The organism is Stappia sp. G46H5W (assembly GCF_058448995.1).
Genome location: NZ_JBZFLL010000004.1, coordinates 64,648 through 80,171 on the forward strand (window position 1 = coordinate 64,648; position 15,524 = coordinate 80,171).

The 15,524-nt window shown below is 66.6% G+C and carries 12 protein-coding genes; 3 read left to right on the forward strand and 9 right to left on the reverse strand.

Annotated features, from left to right (window positions below; genetic code table 11):
• Positions 1-11: 11 nt before the first annotated feature.
• Positions 12-1,142, forward strand: a complete 1,131-nt coding sequence (locus tag ACVJ6E_RS13255) for a nickel/cobalt transporter (protein WP_120269764.1) — start codon at positions 12-14, stop codon at positions 1,140-1,142.
• 7 nt (positions 1,143-1,149) lie between these two features.
• Here ACVJ6E_RS13255 and ACVJ6E_RS13260 read toward each other — a convergent pair whose 3' ends face one another.
• The 5 genes from ACVJ6E_RS13260 to ACVJ6E_RS13280 form a co-directional block, all read right to left on the reverse strand.
• On the reverse strand, positions 1,150-2,094 hold the full coding sequence (locus tag ACVJ6E_RS13260; protein WP_120269673.1) for a DMT family transporter: 945 nt from the start codon (positions 2,092-2,094) through the stop codon (positions 1,150-1,152).
• Between the two features lie 147 nt (positions 2,095-2,241).
• The gene (locus ACVJ6E_RS13265; protein ID WP_120269672.1) at positions 2,242-2,640 is read right to left on the reverse strand and encodes a nitrile hydratase accessory protein; all 399 of its coding nucleotides are present in this window, start codon (positions 2,638-2,640) and stop codon (positions 2,242-2,244) included.
• Positions 2,627-3,286, reverse strand: coding sequence for a nitrile hydratase subunit beta (gene nthB / locus ACVJ6E_RS13270; RefSeq protein ID WP_120269671.1), 660 nt, complete (start codon positions 3,284-3,286; stop codon positions 2,627-2,629). Before nthB ends, ACVJ6E_RS13265 begins: the two co-directional genes overlap by 14 nt.
• The gene (gene nthA / locus ACVJ6E_RS13275; protein ID WP_120269670.1) at positions 3,283-3,963 is read right to left on the reverse strand and encodes a nitrile hydratase subunit alpha; all 681 of its coding nucleotides are present in this window, start codon (positions 3,961-3,963) and stop codon (positions 3,283-3,285) included. The genes nthB and nthA overlap by 4 nt, the downstream gene beginning before the upstream one ends.
• A 43-nt stretch (positions 3,964-4,006) precedes the next feature.
• Positions 4,007-4,768, reverse strand: a complete 762-nt coding sequence (locus tag ACVJ6E_RS13280) for a gamma-glutamyl-gamma-aminobutyrate hydrolase family protein (RefSeq protein WP_120269669.1) — start codon at positions 4,766-4,768, stop codon at positions 4,007-4,009.
• 401 nt (positions 4,769-5,169) lie between these two features.
• Between ACVJ6E_RS13280 and ACVJ6E_RS13285 the strand changes: the two genes are divergently transcribed.
• The gene (locus tag ACVJ6E_RS13285) at positions 5,170-6,264 is read left to right on the forward strand and encodes a TRAP transporter substrate-binding protein (protein WP_120269668.1); all 1,095 of its coding nucleotides are present in this window, start codon (positions 5,170-5,172) and stop codon (positions 6,262-6,264) included.
• Between the two features lie 190 nt (positions 6,265-6,454).
• Here the strand turns inward: ACVJ6E_RS13285 and ACVJ6E_RS13290 are convergent, their stop codons facing one another.
• The gene (locus tag ACVJ6E_RS13290; RefSeq protein WP_120269667.1) at positions 6,455-7,846 is read right to left on the reverse strand and encodes a TRAP transporter large permease; all 1,392 of its coding nucleotides are present in this window, start codon (positions 7,844-7,846) and stop codon (positions 6,455-6,457) included.
• Positions 7,846-8,418, reverse strand: a complete 573-nt coding sequence (locus tag ACVJ6E_RS13295) for a TRAP transporter small permease subunit (RefSeq protein WP_120269666.1) — start codon at positions 8,416-8,418, stop codon at positions 7,846-7,848. The genes ACVJ6E_RS13290 and ACVJ6E_RS13295 overlap by 1 nt, the downstream gene beginning before the upstream one ends.
• Positions 8,419-8,822: 404 nt before the next feature.
• Here ACVJ6E_RS13295 and ACVJ6E_RS13300 point away from each other — a divergent pair, with 404 nt between their 5' ends.
• Positions 8,823-12,284, forward strand: coding sequence for an indolepyruvate ferredoxin oxidoreductase family protein (locus ACVJ6E_RS13300; protein ID WP_120269665.1), 3,462 nt, complete (start codon positions 8,823-8,825; stop codon positions 12,282-12,284).
• A 471-nt stretch (positions 12,285-12,755) separates the two neighbouring features.
• Here the strand turns inward: ACVJ6E_RS13300 and ACVJ6E_RS13305 are convergent, their stop codons facing one another.
• Together ACVJ6E_RS13305 and ACVJ6E_RS13310 are read right to left on the reverse strand one after the other, a co-directional pair.
• On the reverse strand, positions 12,756-13,526 hold the full coding sequence (locus ACVJ6E_RS13305; protein WP_120269664.1) for a response regulator transcription factor: 771 nt from the start codon (positions 13,524-13,526) through the stop codon (positions 12,756-12,758).
• The gene (locus ACVJ6E_RS13310; protein WP_120269663.1) at positions 13,523-15,463 is read right to left on the reverse strand and encodes a PAS-domain containing protein; all 1,941 of its coding nucleotides are present in this window, start codon (positions 15,461-15,463) and stop codon (positions 13,523-13,525) included. Before ACVJ6E_RS13310 ends, ACVJ6E_RS13305 begins: the two co-directional genes overlap by 4 nt.
• Positions 15,464-15,524 lie beyond the last annotated feature (61 nt).

Sequence of the window (15,524 nt, forward strand, 5' to 3'; positions counted from 1 at the left end):
TGAGGCATCCGATGACCCGTTCCGCCCCGCGCGTTCCGTCCTCGCTTCCTGTTTTTCTGGCGCTTGCCTGTCTCGTGGTCGTTGCCGCCACACCGGCGGCGGCTTCGCCTTCGCCCTTCGGCGTCGGTCTGGTCGAGCCGTCCGTCGCGCCCGGCGGGATCTTTTCCGGCTTCTTCGGCTGGATCGCCCAGCAGCAGAAGGCCTTCTATGCCTCGCTGACGACGGCGATCAAGGCGATGAAGGAAGACGGCAGCGCCGGTTGGTGGCTGATGGGACTGTCGTTCCTTTACGGCGTCTTCCATGCCGCTGGCCCCGGCCACGGCAAGGCGGTGATCTCGTCCTACGTTCTGGCGAACGGCGAGACCCTGCGGCGCGGCATCGCGTTGTCCTTCGCTTCTGCCTTCGCCCAGGCGGTGACGGCGGTGGTGCTAATCGGGATCGCCTCGGTGCTGCTGCGGATGACGTCGATCGCCATCACCGAGACCACTCGCTGGTTCGAGATCGGCTCCTACGCGGCCGTCGCCCTGCTTGGCGCCTTTCTGGTCTGGCGCAAGATCCTGAAGCCGATGCTGACGCCGCGCCGACCCGTCGCGCTGGGCGCGCAGGCGGTGGCAGCCTGCACGCATGATCACTCCCACGATCACGACCATCATCACCACGATCACGGTCATGGGCACGGGCACGGGCACGGGCATCACGATCACCCTCACGGCCATGACCATGCGCACCACCATGACCACGCCCATGAGGCGGGCGAGGTCTGCGGCAGCTGCGGCCATGTGCATGCGCCGCCGCCGTCGATGCTGGCCGGCCGCTTCACGCTGGCCCGCGCCTGGTCGGTGATCCTGGCCATCGGCCTGCGGCCCTGCACGGGTGCGCTGGTGGTGCTGGTGTTTGCCATTTCGCAGGGGCTTGCGCTGGCGGGCGTTGCAGCGACCTTCGCCATGGCGGTGGGGACCGGTCTGACGGTCTCGGTGCTGGCGGTGCTTGCGGTGGTTGCCAAGGACGTGGCGCTGCGCAGCGTCGGCGGCCGTGCCGCCGCGCGTCTTCACGCCGGCATCGAGGGCTTTGCCGCTCTCGTCGTCTTCCTGCTGGGAACGTCTCTACTCGTCGCGGCGCTCGGCTGGGGCGGCACCGTCTGACGACAGATCAGGCCTTGCTGCCGACATTGGCCGGAGAAGCGCCAAGCGTTGCGGTTGCCTGTCTGCGCGCGGCCACTTGTTCGCGGTGGATGACATAAAGGCCGGAGCAGATCGTCAGCACGATGCCGAGCGAGGCCAGCGTGTCGGGCAGGTCGGCAAAGATCGCGAAGCCGATCAGCGTCGCGAAAGGAAGCTCCAGATATTGCATCGGCGCCAGCGTGGCGGCGGGGGCAAGCCGCAGCGACCATGTCATCAGCAGATGCGCCAGGGTCCCCACGACCCCGATGGCTCCCAGCAACCAGATCTCCCGCCCGTCTACCGAAACGAAGCCGAGCCCGGGCAGGCCTGCACCTGAAAAGACCAGCCAGGCGCTGCCGAGAATGGCTGTGGCGATGAGGCCGCTGACCGCCTGCAGGCTGATCGGATCCGTCTCCTTGGCGATGCTGCGGGTGACCATCATGAACAGGGCGAAGGCGACCGCGACCCCAAGCGGGAGCAGGGCAGGAGCTCCGACGGCGGCGTAGTTCGGCTGGATTACCAGCAAGGTGCCGACAAAGCCGACGACGCAGGCCATCAACCGGTGAGGTCCGACTTCCTCTCCCAGCACGAAACGACCGAGCAGCAGCATCAGGAACGGCATGACGAAGGCGATGGCGATGGCGTCTGCCAGCGGCAGGAAGCGAAGCGAGGCAAACATCGCCGCGATGCCGAGAATGTGCAGGATGGTGCGCAGCACGGTCAGATGCAGCAGCCGCATGGGAATGCGCAGGCTGCCCCGCACGAGCCATACGACCGGGATCAGCAATGCCGCCTGCAGGGCGAAGCGCACGATCAGCAACTGGCCAAGCGGCACCGTCTCGCCGAGGATCTTGGCAAAGGCATCGCCCAGCGGGGCGAGAAGGCAGAAACCGGTCATGAGCAGCATGCCGCTCAGAGGCTTGTCCTGGGTCATGGTCGCACACTAGGCCTGGGCGCCGCGCAAGGGAAGCGTCCAGGTTGTATCGGGTTGCATCGGATCGGCAAAATTGTCAGTTGCCAGTCCTGACGCACCCCATGCGACTTGGCAAGAGGCCTGCAATTGATGCGGAGCGGAAGCCGTTCAAGCCGGCGGAACCGGGGAGCCGTCGCGGCCGAGTTCTATCGGCTCGCCATGCGGCGTGGCCGCCGCCGCCCGCAGCCAGGCATCCTGCCTTGCGTCGATCCGCTCGACGGAGGTCAGCGCCTTGCGCGTGATCATGGTCTCCAGCGCCACAAGCCAGTGCTCATAGTAGTTGTCGCCGCAATCGGGATCGCCGCGCGACTGGGCGTCGCGGATCGCCTGCGACAGGGTTTCCGCCCACTCGGTCCAGGTGAAGACGCCGCGCCCATTCAGCTCCACGGCGAGCGCAAAGGCCCGCGCCTCCCAGGGCTCGCGGAAAACCGGCTCGCCGTCATGTTGGGGCAGGTTTTCCAGCGGCGGCAGCGGGGTCTGCCCGCCCGTTGTTTCAAAGGGCTTCAAGATAGGGCTCCCACAGGTCGATACGCACCTTGAGCGAAGGGTCTGTACCTTCCCCCCACAACTCCGGTCCGTCGAAGACAACGCCGTAAAGCCAAGTCGGCTGCTCGCCGTCCCCGGCGGAACTCGCGTCGGGGAAGACATGGACGCCGTGCACGGCCTCGATCACGCCGACGCGCCCGCGGCAATAGCGTGGGATACGGGTGTGGCCGGTCGGGTGCATGTTGCGGGCCCGCACCCGGTCGCCGACGGCAAAGCCGGCAGGCATATCGCTCTCGCGCTCGCTCGGTCCGCCGCGGGCCAGCATGGCAGCGACGTCGCCGGCGGCCAGGACCCGCTTGACCGGCCGGGAAGGACGCAGACTGTGGCCGGCGTCGATCTCGTCGGCGCCGACAAGGTCGCGTTCGGCCAGCAGGCGCTCCAGTGCAAACAGCCAGATCTGATAGTAGCTCGAGGTCAGGTAGCGGCCCGGCTCCATGCTTTCCCGCGCGCGGCGGGACATGTCGATATTCCACTCGCCGGTCGCGCCCATGGCCAGGGTCAGGGCGAAGGCGCGCGGCTCCCAGTCCGCATGGAACAACGGCTTGATCGGTTCCGGCACCACGGCGCCGAACCCCATCATGCCTCCGAGGTCCTGTGCACCGTTCATGCGTTCTGCTCCTGAAGCTCGGCCGGGGTCAGGGCGAGGCCCGTGCCGATCATGCTGTCGCGGGTGACGAGACGGGCGAGCTCGTCCTCGCTCCAGCCGTCGGTGCCCTCCGGTCGCTGCGGCAGCACCAGGTAGCGGATCTCGGCGGTGGAATCCCAAACGCGGATCTCCTTGCCCTCCGGCAGGGTGACGCCGAAATCCGCCAGCACGCCGCGCGGATCGCGTACCGCCTTGGCGCGGTAAGGGGCGGACTTGTACCAGACCGGCGGCAGGCCGAGCACCGGCCACGGGTAGCAGGAGCACAGGGTGCAGACGACCATGTTGTGCTCGCTCGCGGTGTTCTCGACTGCCACCATGTGCTCGCCCTGACGGCCGACATAGCCGAGCGAGTGGATGGCGGCCGTGGCATCGCTCATCAGCCAGTCGTGGAACTGCGGGTCGCTCCAGGCCTTCGCCACGACGCGGGCGCCGTTGTGCGGTCCGACCTGCGTCTCGTAGGTCTCGATCAGCACGTCGAGGGCAGCCGGGTCGACATAACCTTTGTCGATCAGGATCGATTCCAGGGCGCGTACCCGGGCGTCGGTCTGCGACAGGTGCGAGCCGTGGTCGTGGTCATGATGGTGATCATGGTCGTGATCGTGGTGATGGTGACCGTGATGATCGTTGCCGCCTGACATGGTGATGGGCCTTTCTTTGTATCCTTGGTGCCGGTCGGCGTTGCTATTCGGCTGCCTGGCGCGTGCTGCGGTTTTCTCGCAAGGCTGCGCCGAAGGCGGCGAACAGGCGCGAGGACGCGGCGTCGCTGCCGACCCAGTATTCCGGGTGCCATTGGGTGGCGAGGGCAAAGGAGGCCGCTCCGTCGATGGAGACCGCCTCGATGGTGCCGTCGTCGGCGGTGGCCTCGATGGTGAGACCGGGCGCCAGGCGCCCGATCGCCTGCCGGTGCAGGGAGTTGACGTCGATGCGGGCATCTCCGAGCACCGCCGCCAGCTTTCCGCCGGGAACGATCTCCACATGGTGGGCCAAGGCGAAGCGCGCGTCCTGGCTCTCCGCCTCCGGGGCCCGGTGATCGCGACGTCCGTCCATCTCCTGCACTTCGCTGACCAGCGTGCCGCCGAGCGCGACATTCAGTTCCTGCAGGCCGCGGCAGATGGCGAAGACCGGCAGGGCGCGGGCGATGGCGCGGCGGATCAGCGGAAGCGTGGTCGTGTCGCGGCGGTTGTCGAACGGGCCGTCCTTCTCCTGGGCCTCAGCGCCGTACAGGGTCGGATGGACGTTGGAGCGGGAGCCGGTCAACAGCACGCCGTCGACGCGGTCTAGCACCGCGTCCAGATCGATCGCGGGGCCCAGGGACGGCAGCAGCAGCGGCATGGCGCCCGCGCCCTGCACCAGGGCCTCCAGATAGGTCGATGGGGCGGCATGCCAGGCATAGCCGTCGAGTTCCTTCACGTCGCAGCTGACGAGAACAACGGGGGCGGACATTTGGGCTCCTGAAAAGCTCCGAGAAAGGGGCTGGCCGCGTGGGCGCGACCTCAAGCCTGCAGAGCGACTGCAACCGGTCGCCGGTCATGTTTCGCGAGATTAGCGAAAGGCGCGCACTTGTCCACCACCGCACACGCCTGCGGCTCCCGGTTCCCTCTCCGCCGGGCCCGGCTCGGCCGCAGGTGGAGCGGGCTTTGCCAGGGGCTTGCCGGGCATGGTGAAAATTCGCGCAGTTGTATCGGCCGGCCTTGTGTCCCATAGGCATATGCGGTTTATATCGCTGTCAAAGTGCCTTTAGGAGAAGGGTACTTGGCAACGTCTGGCAACCCCGGTTGCCGACACGAGTTCGAGAAATCGGGCGAGGGACTCGACATCTCGACAAATCCCAAGGGAGGGACCGCATGGATCGCCGTTCATTCATCAAGAAGGCCGGCCTGGCCGGCGTTGGCGCCGGCGCAGCAACGCTCGCCGCTCCGGCCATCGCGCAGGGCAACCAGACCTGGCGCATGGTTACCACCTGGCCGAAGAACTTCCCGGGCCTGGGTGTCGGCGCGCAGCGTCTGGCCGATCGCATCACCGCCGCATCCGGCGGCCGTCTGACCATCCAGGTCTATTCGGCTGGCGAGCTGGTTCCGCCGCTCCAGTCGCTCGATGCGGTCATCGACGGTTCGGCCGAGATGAGCCATGGCGCTGCCTACTACTGGCAGAACAAGAGCCCGGCCCTGTCGTTCTTCACCGGCGTGCCCTACGGCATGACCTCGCGTGAGCTCACCGCGTGGGTGCGCTTCATGGGCGGCCAGGAGCTCTGGGACGAAATCTACGACCAGTTCGGCGTGCAGGGCTTCCTGTCCGGCGACACCGGCACCCAGGCGGGCGGCTGGTTCCGCAACGAGCTGACGAGCCTTGAGTCCGTCAAGGGCCTGCGTTTCCGTACGCCGGGCCTCGGCGGCCGCGTGTGGGAGAAGCTCGGCGCCACCGTCACCAACATGGCCGGCGGCGAGATCTTCCAGGCCCTGCAGTCCGGTACGCTGGATGCGGCCGAGTTCGTCGGTCCGTACAACGACCTGGCTCTCGGCTTCTATCAGGTGGCAAAGAACTACTACTTCCCGAGCTTCGTTGAGCCGGGCCTCGCCACCGAGCTGGTCGTCAACAAGTCCAAGTATCAGGCCCTGCCGGCCGACCTGCAGGCGATCGTCCGCGATGTCTGCCAGGCCGAGTACGACCAGGTTGCCTCGGACTTCTATGCCAACGACCCGCGTGCTCTGAAGACGCTCGTCGAAGAGCATGGCGTCAATGTCCGCCAGTTCCCGGACGACATCATGGAAGCCGGTGCCAAGGCTGCGATCGAGATCCTGACCAGCCTGCGCGATTCCGACGATGCTCTCGTCAAGAAGACGACCGAGAGCTTCATCGAGTCGCTCAACATCCTGCGCACCCGCACCGAGGGCACCGACGGCGCCTTCATCGAGGCGCGCAAGGCCTACTTCAAGATCTGATGCAACACGCCGGATGGGCCCGCCTGACGGTGGGCCCATCCGGCGCTTTTTGAGGCTTTTCGAAAGCCCGAAACGAGAAAACCCCGGCCTTGCGGCCGGGGTTTTTTGTTCGTCTCGAGGAGTTGCCCGGGACACCGCCTTCCGGGCGGGGAAGGGATCGCCGCGCTGGGATGTGCGCGGCGACCGGTCCTCAGTTGTAGATCTGCTTGGGCAGCCAGGTTGCGATCTCCGGGAAGATGAACAGGATCGCGATGGCCAGCAGCTGCAGGCAGACGAAAGGCAGCACGCCCTTGTAGATCATCGCCGTCGACACCGAGTGCGGTGCAACGCCTCGCAGATAGAACAGTGCGAAGCCGAAGGGCGGCGTCAGGAACGATGTCTGCAGGTTCACGCCGACGATGATGCCGAGCCAGACCGGATCGACGTCCAGCGCCAGCAGGATCGGCGCGGTGATCGGGATCACGATGAAGATGATCTCGAACGTGTCGAGGATGAAGCCCAGCAGGAACATGATGAACATCACCACCGCCACGGCCGCCAGGGTGCCGCCGGGCAGGTTCGACAGGAACTCGTGCACCAGGTTGTCGCCGCCCATAAGGCGGAAGACGATGGAGAACACGGCAGCGCCGAACAGGATGATGAAGACCATGCAGGTGATGGTCGCCGTCGCGATCGCGGTTTCCCGCAGGATCGAGAAGGACAGGCGCCAGCGCAGGGCGGCGAGCACCAGCGCACCGACCGCGCCCACGGAAGCCGCTTCCGTCGGCGTTGCGACGCCGCCGAGGATCGAGCCGAGCACGGCCAGGATCAGCATCAACGGCGGCAGCAGCGCGGTGAGCACCTCGCGGAAGAGATGCGCTTTCTCCTCCTGCGGCACGGGCGTTGCCGGACAGGATTTGGGATCCACGATCGCCTTGAAGATCGTCCAGGACAGGTAGAGGCCGACCAGCAGCAGGCCCGGCAGCAGCGCGCCGGCGAACAGGTCGCCGACCGAGACCGGCGTGGGAGCGAAGTTGCCCTTCGACATCTGCACCTGGGCGTTGATGCCCGACAGCATGTCGCCCATGAAGATCAGCACGGTCGAGGGCGGGATGATCTGGCCGAGCGTGCCCGAGGCGCAGATGACGCCGGTGGCGAGGCGCGGGTCGTAATTGGCGCGCAGCATCGCCGGCAGCGAGATCAGGCCCATCGTCACGACTGTGGCACCGACGACGCCGGTGGAGGCGGCCAGCAGCGCGCCCACCACGATCACCGACATGCCGAGGCCGCCGCGCAGGTTGCCGAACAGCTTGCCCATGGTCAGCAGCAGCTGTTCGGCGATCTTCGAGCGCTCCAGCATGACGCCCATGAAGATGAACAGCGGCACGGCGACCAGGACCTCGTTGGTCATGTAGCCGATGTAGCGGTTGGCCAGGCTGCCAAGATTGGACGGGTCGAAGACGCCGAACCACATGCCGACGAGGCCGAACATCAGCGACACGCCGGAGAGCGTGAAGGCGACCGGGAAGCCGAGCAGCAGGAAGCCGATAATGCCGAAGAACATGAGCCCCGACAGGAGCTCGCCGATAAGAACGGGATCCATCAGGCCTCAGCCTCCCCAGTGGATGCGGCGACGCTTTCGTAGCGCAGATGCGGCGGCAGAAGGTCTTCCCGGTCGGCCAGAGCCAGGATCGCCCGGGCGGCCATGGCGATACCCTGCAGGGCCAGAAGCGCGGCGAAGGCGATGATGAAGGACTTCAGGATGAACAGTCCGGGCATGCCGCCGACATTGGCCGACGCCTCGTGCAGGCGCCAGGAGCGGGCGACGAAGGTCCAGCCGAAGTTGATCACCACATAGGTGAAGGGCAGCAGGAACAGGAAGACGCCGATCAGGTCCACCATCGCCTTGCGGCGAATGCTGGCGGGCCGGTAGAAGATGTCGACGCGGACATGGTCGTTGCGCAGCAGCGCGAATCCCGCAACGGCGGTGAACATGGCGCCGTTCAGCCAGACGTAGAGATCCTGCATCCAGACATAGCTGATCGCGAAGACATAGCGCTGCACCACGACGGTGAAGCAGACGGCGACGATGGCCAGCGAAAGCCAGGAAAACACATTCCCGACCAGCGCGTTGATACCGCTGATGATGCGGACGATCAGGGCAAGCGCACGCACGGGCTCACTCCCAATCGCGCGTTTGGCGGCGCGCGTTCTCGAGTTTCATCACAGACCTTCTCCGGTAGTTCCCCCAGCGGGGCGTCGACGTATTCGCCGTTCCGGCCCGCTTCCCCATATGACGATGGGCGTTTGCTTAGCAGCTTTGCGCCCATTGCAAAAGCAATGCTGCATGGGTTGCAGGCAAAATCGCCTTGCCGGCATCGCGCCGACAATCTGCGGTGCGGACGTTGCGGCAAGTTCTGTTGCAGGTGCGAAATGACCGGCGAAAGGGTGTGGAACAGCCGCCTGCGAGAGAGGATTGATCCGATCGGGTTGCGGATTTCATTTGACGGCACCGGGGGTTGGGAAAGAACCTTGGCGCAGCGGGCGCGCGTGAGAGCGCTCGCAGGGAGGGAGTTCACATGGCACGCAATACGGTCTCGCTCGACGACAAGTTCGACCTTTCGAGGGAGCGCATCTTCATCTCCGGCACCCAGGCGCTGATCCGTCTGGTGCTGATGCAGAAGGAGCGGGACCGCCGCGCCGGGCTCAACACCGGCGGTTATGTCACCGGCTATCGCGGTTCGCCGCTCGGCGCGCTCGACCAGCAGTTCCAGAAGGCCGCGCGGCTGCTTGCCCCGCAGGACGTCGTGTTCTCGCCGGCGATCAACGAGGACCTGGCCGCTACCGCACTGTGGGGCACCCAGCAGGCGGAAATGCGCGGCGAGGGCCGTTACGACGGTGTCTTCGGCATCTGGTACGGCAAGGGGCCGGGCGTCGACCGGTCGGGCGATGCCTTCCGCCACGCCAATCTCGCCGGCACCTCGCGCCATGGCGGCGTCCTGGCGCTGATGGGCGACGATCACACCTGCGAGAGCTCCACCACGGCGCACCAGTCGGAATTCGCGCTCGTCGATGCGATGATGCCGATCCTCAATCCGGCCGGCGCGCAGGAAATCCTCGACTTCGGCCTCTATGGCTGGGCCCTGTCGCGCTATGCCGGCATCTGGGCCGGCCTGAAGCTGGTCAAGGACAATGTCGAATCGACTGCGACCATCGACGGGCGGCTCGACCGGGTCCTGCCGGTGCTTCCCGACTTTCCCTTCCCGCCGGACGGCGTGCACATTCGTCCGTCCGATCATCCCCTGGTGCAGGAAGCGCGCCTGCACGAAGTCAAGCTGCCGGCGGCCAAGGCCTTCATCGCCGCCAATCCGCTGGACAAGGTGGTGCTGTCGGGCGGCCGCCAGCCCGTTGTCGGCATCGTCTCCACCGGCAAGAGCTATCTCGACGTGCTGGAGGCGCTGGACCTGCTCGGCATCGACGAGGTGGCTGCCGCGGATCTCGGCGTTGCCTTCCTCAAGATCGGCTGCCCCTGGCCGCTGTCGCCGGGCCGTCTGCGCGATTTCGCGCAAGGTCTCGAGCTGCTGATCGTGGTGGAGGAAAAGCGCGGGCTGATCGAGCCGCAGGTGAAGGAAATCCTCTACGGGATGACCGACGCCCCGGCGGTGATCGGCAAGGCCGATGAGGAGGGAGCCGTGCTGTTCCGAGCGCCCGGTGCACTGGAGCCGATCCAGATCGCCCGCGAGATCGGCCGCCGGGTGGCGCGGCGGCGCGCCTCCGATGGGCTTTCCGCCCGCCTTGCGGATCTGGAGGAACGGTCCCTGCGCCTTGCCGCGACGCGGGACGTTGCCGTGCGCAGCCCATATTTCTGCGCCGGCTGTCCGCACAATTCCTCGACCCGCGTTCCCGAGGGCAGCCGCGCCTATGCGGGCATCGGCTGCCACTACATGGTCCAGTGGATGGACCGGAACACGGAAGGCTACACCCAGATGGGCGGCGAGGGTGCCAACTGGGTCGGCGAAGCGCATTTCTCGCGCACCGGTCACGTCTTCCAGAATCTCGGCGACGGTACTTACAACCACTCGGGCGCGCTGGCGATCCGCGCAGCCAAGGCGGCCGGCGTCAACATCACCTACAAGATCCTCTACAACGATGCGGTGGCGATGACCGGCGGCCAGGCCCATGACGGCGGCCTGCGCGTCGACGAGATCGCCCGGCAGGTGGCGGCCGAAGGTGCGCGGCGGGTCGTCATCGTCACCGACGAGCCGGGCAAATATCCCCCGGCGACCGCCTGGCCGTCCGGCACCGCAATCCATCACCGCGACGAGCTGATCGAGGTGGAGCGCGAGCTTGCCGGCGAGCCGGGGCTCACCGTTCTCATCTATGACCAGACCTGCGCCGCCGAGAAGCGGCGCCGGCGCAAGCGCGGCCTCTTCCCCGATCCGGACGAGCGGGTGGTGGTCAACGAGCTGGTCTGCGAGGGCTGCGGCGATTGCGGCGTGCAGTCCAACTGCGTCGCCATCCAGCCGGTCGAGACCGAGTGGGGGCGCAAGCGGACGATCGACCAGTCGTCCTGCAACAAGGACTTCTCCTGCGTGAAGGGCTTCTGCCCGTCCTTCGTCAGCGTGCGCGGGGGCGTGCTGAAGGGCCGTGCGGTGATGCCGCCGGCGGCACCGCAGGTCGCCGAGCCGCAGATCGCTCCGCTCACCGGCATGCATTCGGTGATGATCACCGGCGTCGGCGGCACCGGCGTCGTCACCATCGGCGCGGTGATCGGCATGGCCGCCCATCTCGACGGGCTGGGCTGCGGCATCATCGACATGGCCGGCCTTGCCCAGAAGGGCGGGGCGGTGATCAGCCATCTGAAGCTGGCGCCGCGGCCCGAGGAAATCTCGGCGATCCGCGTCGGCCCCGGCTCGGCGGATTTGGTGCTTGGTTGCGATATCGTCGTTGCCGGCTCGGCCAAGATCCTCTCGGCGATGACGCCGGGGCGGAGCTTCGCGGTGATCAACACCCACGAGACCCTGCCGGGCGACTTTGCCCGTAATCCCGATTTCAGCCTTCCCGGCCGGCGCCTGGTGGCGGCGCTCAGTGAGGCGGCAGGACGTGATCGCGCCCGCTTCATTGACGCGACCGAGCTTGCCACCGAGCTGTTCGGCGATGCCATCGCCGCCAACATGTTCCTGCTCGGCTTCGGCTGGCAGCTCGGCGCCTTGCCGCTGACCCGCGAGGCTCTGGAAGAGGCGATCCGCCTCAACAAGGTGTCGGTGGAGATGAACCTGTCCGCCTTTGCCTGGGGGCGGGTCGCGGCGGTGGATCCGGAGGCGGTGGTGCGGGCGGTAAAGTCGCGTCCCGACCAACTCGAGCACCGGCGCTTGTCGGAAAGCGTCGAGGAGATGGTCGCGCGCCGTGCCGCCTTCCTCACCGACTACCAGGACGCGGCCTATGCGGCGCGCTACAGCGAGCGCGTCGCGCGCCTGTCGCAGGCGGCAAGCCGTCTCGGCGCGTCCGGCGAGGAAATCCGCGAAACGGTGGCGCGCGAGCTCTTCCGCCTGATGGCGATCAAGGACGAATACGAGGTCGCCCGCCTGTTCACCGGCGAGAGTTTCGCACGCCAGCTGTCGGAGACGTTCGAGAGCTTCAAGAAGCTGGAGTTCCATCTCGCCCCGCCGCTGCTGTCGCGCACCGACAAGCGGACCGGACGTCCGGCCAAGCGTCGTTTCGGCCCCTGGATGATGCCGCTCTTCCGCCTGCTTGCCCGCATGAAGGGCCTGCGCGGCGGTACGTTCGATGTGTTCGGGCGTACGCAGGAACGGCAGCGCGAACGCCGGCTGCGCGACGAGTACGAGCGGATCGTCGACGAGGTGGCGGGTGCGCTCGATGCCGGCAACGTGGCGGCGGCGCAGGCACTGCTTGCCTTCCCGCGCTCGATCCGCGGCTTCGGCCCGGTCCGGGAAGCCTCGATGCACGAGGCGGAGGCGCGGCTGCCCGAGTTGCTTGCGGCGTTCCGCGAGGGGCGCAGTGCCCGGCTTGCGGCGGAGTAGGTAGCGCGGTCACACCGGTTTCGGCACTTGTCTCGAAAAAGAATCAGCTCACGGCCGCCTTTCGGCGGCCGTGTTCGTTTCCGGTTGTGCTTTGCCGCGCAGGCAACGGCTCTGCCCTTCTGCAAGGCACGCGGAACGATCTGATATCGTGTCTCTTTCGCAGGCTCCAGGCTTTGCATGCCTCTTGGCATAATTCATCTTTTGTTTCGCTAATAAATCTTATGGTTGTGATGAGTTGTGGGTAATCTATTTGAATATTTATTGATTCGAATATAGATTTATTTTTTATCGATTAAGGGGATTTCGAAATGAAGACGATGTATTTTCTGGTTTGCGTTCTGATGAGTGTTGCGTTTGCAACGGTCAGTGCCAGCGCCCATGGCGGTGGATGTCGCAAGGACAGCCCGCGCGGGCAGTGTTGCCACGCCGGTTCCCAGCCTTATCACTGTCACTGAGGCAAATGATCCGGCCTTATCCGGAGACCCAGTCAACCTGTGCGGTCAGCATGTAGCCTGAGCCGTAGACGGTCCGGATGAGGGTCGGCGTGTCGGGGCGGGTCAGCTTCTTGCGGATCCGTGAGATGCGCACGTCGATGGCCCGGTCGAGCGTGTCGTCGCGTCCGCCGTGTTCCAGAAGATAGTCGCGGCTGAGCACCCGGCGGGGGGCTTTCAGCAGCGCTGTCAGGATCGCCGCTTCGCCGGTCGACAGGAACGTCTCCTCGCCGTCCGGATCGACAAGGCGGTGGCTTTGCGGCTCGAACCGCCAGTTCTCGAAACGAGCGAATTCCCGGGGCACCCGTTCGCCGCTCTCGCTGCTGCCCGTTGCCGCCGCCGGCGCGGCGCGGCGCAGGAGGGAGCGTACCCGGGCGACGATTTCGCGCGGGTCGAACGGCTTCACCACATAATCGTCGGCGCCGAATTCCAGCCCCATGATCCGGTCGGAGGCATGGGCGCGGGCGGAGAGCACGAGAATCGGTACGGGCCCGCGCGCGCGCACCCGGTTGATCATCTCCATCCCGTCCATGTCGGGCAGGCCGAGGTCGAGGATGATCGCGGCGGGCATGCGCTGGCCGATGCCGATCAGGGCCGCGTCGGCCGTCGCGAAGACTTCCGTGCGGAACCGGTAGGTGGAGAGCGTGTCGGCCAGCAGGGCGCGGATGTCGGCTTCGTCCTCGATGATGAAGACGAGCGGGTCCGCGCCGGCGGCGGCGTCTCCACCCTGGATGGGGTCGGGATGGTTCATGAAGCAAGTATCTCGTTCATGGTCCGGGCGAGCAGGCGGCTGGAAAAGGGTTTTGGCAGCACAGGGCAGTCCGGTGACTGGGCCTCAAGCGTCGGCCCCTGACGGTAACCGGTCATCAGCGCCACCGGAAGACCCGGCCGCCGTTTTCTTAGTTCGGCAACAAGAGCGATGCCGTTGGTCTGGCCCGGCATGACGATGTCGCTGAGCACCGCACGGATGTCCTCGACGTCGCGGACAAGGTCCAGCGCGTCGTCCGTGCTGCCGGTCACCAGCACCGAATAGCCGAGGGCGCAGAGCTGGTCGCGCACCACGTCGGCGACGTCGGTGTCGTCGTCCACCACCAGCACCAGTTCGCCGTTGCCGTCGGCGGCGGGCTCGCCGTCTGCGTTGTCGTGTTGGCCCGGCTCGGCGTCGATCACCGGAAAGGCGAGGCGGATCACCGTTCCTTCTCCCGGGGTGCTGTCGATCAGGATGCCGCCGCCGCTGCGCCGCACGCAGCCATAGACGGTCGGCAGGCCGAGGCCGCTGCCCGTTCCGAAAGGCTTGGTTGAAAAGAACGGGTCGAAGGCCTGGCGGCGCACCTCCTCGCTCATGCCCTCGCCGTCGTCCCGTACCTCCAGCAACGCATGGGCGCCGGGCATGACGCCGAACCGGTCGGCCTCCGCCCGGTTGAGATCGGCGCAGGTGAGCGAGATGGAGATGGTCCCGCCCGAGGGCATCGCATCGCGGGCATTGAGCACCAGGTTGACCAGCGCATTCTCGAACTCCGCCGGGTCGATGCGCACGATGGCGTCGCACGCGGCAAGGTCGAGCACCAGCTCCACCGATTTCGGCAGGGAGCCGGCGAGCAGTCCTTCCACATTCGCCGTCAGCGGGGCGAGCCGCAGCGGCCGCACGTCGGAAGCATCGCCTCTGGCGAAGGCCAGGAGGCGCCGGGTCAGGTCGGCGCCGCGCTGGGCGGCCTGGTGGATCGGGTCGAGATGCATGGCAAGATCAGGCATCGCCGGGAGGTCGACCTTGCGCCTCAGCGCCAGCACGTTGCCGATGATGATCGTCAGCAGGTTGTTGAAGTCGTGCGCCAGCCCGCCGGTCAACTGGCCGACCGCCTCCATGCGCTGGGCCTGGGCCAGGGCCGCCTCGCTGCGCTTCTGCTCGGTCGCATCCAGCGACAGCACGAAGCAGCCGAGCACCCGCCCGTCCAGCGTACGGTCGGGGATGAGGGTGGAGCGCATATGCGCGACGACGCCGGTCGGTCGGGTGCGCGAATATTCATAGGAGACCGCCTGGCCCTGGAAGGCCTTCTCGATATGCGGCTCGAGCCGGGCATAAAGGTCGGGGCCGAGAATGTCGCCCACATGCCGGCCGGCGATCGATTCCACCGTCTGGTCGAACCACTTGGCATAGCGGCGGTTGGCGAAGCGGTAGATCGGGCCGGGGCTGATATAGGCAACGAGCGCGGGGATGTTTTCCGTGACCAGCCGCAGCCAGTCCTCGCTCTGGCGCAGCTGATGGGTGCGCTCGGCGACGGTGCGCTCCAGCGAGGCCTGGTGCTGCCGCTCGCGGGTGATGTCGGTATAGGTGGTGACGAAGCCGCCCTCGGGCAGGGGCGCGCCGGTCACCATCACCACCTGACCGTCGGGGCGTACCCGCTCGAAGGTGTGCGGCTCGAACAGCTTTGCCCGCTCGACCCGGCGCGCGACGATGTCGCCGACATCGCCTGGGCCGTATTCGCCGCGTGCCGCGTTCACCTCGAGAAAGGCGGACAGATGCGTGCCGCGACGGGCCAGGTGCCAGGGAAACTCCAGCATCGAGAACAGCTGACGGTTCCAGGCAACGAGGCGCAGGTCCGCGTCGAAGACGGAGAACCCCTGGTTGATGTGATCGAGCGCCGCCTGCAACAGGTCGAGCCGCTCGCGATACAGGTCGCGGCGTGTCATGGGGCGAGTTTATCCAGCGCTTGGCCGCTGTCGATATCGTCTCTCGTCGATACCGGGTCTT

Excerpts from the sequence above, each read along its gene's own strand:
- ACVJ6E_RS13300 (WP_120269665.1), top strand. The coding sequence starts at position 8,823 with ATGGCACGCAATACGGTCTCGCTCGACGACAAGTTCGACCTTTCGAGG.
- ACVJ6E_RS13310 (WP_120269663.1), bottom strand. The coding sequence starts at position 15,463 with ATGACACGCCGCGACCTGTATCGCGAGCGGCTCGACCTGTTGCAGGCG.
- ACVJ6E_RS13260 (WP_120269673.1), bottom strand. The coding sequence starts at position 2,094 with ATGACCCAGGACAAGCCTCTGAGCGGCATGCTGCTCATGACCGGTTTC.
- ACVJ6E_RS13285 (WP_120269668.1), top strand. The coding sequence starts at position 5,170 with ATGGATCGCCGTTCATTCATCAAGAAGGCCGGCCTGGCCGGCGTTGGC.
- ACVJ6E_RS13290 (WP_120269667.1), bottom strand. The coding sequence starts at position 7,846 with ATGGATCCCGTTCTTATCGGCGAGCTCCTGTCGGGGCTCATGTTCTTC.
- ACVJ6E_RS13305 (WP_120269664.1), bottom strand. The coding sequence starts at position 13,526 with ATGAACCATCCCGACCCCATCCAGGGTGGAGACGCCGCCGCCGGCGCG.
- nthB (WP_120269671.1), bottom strand. The coding sequence starts at position 3,286 with ATGAACGGTGCACAGGACCTCGGAGGCATGATGGGGTTCGGCGCCGTG.
- ACVJ6E_RS13255 (WP_120269764.1), top strand. The coding sequence starts at position 12 with ATGACCCGTTCCGCCCCGCGCGTTCCGTCCTCGCTTCCTGTTTTTCTG.
- nthA (WP_120269670.1), bottom strand. The coding sequence starts at position 3,963 with ATGTCAGGCGGCAACGATCATCACGGTCACCATCACCACGATCACGAC.
- ACVJ6E_RS13280 (WP_120269669.1), bottom strand. The coding sequence starts at position 4,768 with ATGTCCGCCCCCGTTGTTCTCGTCAGCTGCGACGTGAAGGAACTCGAC.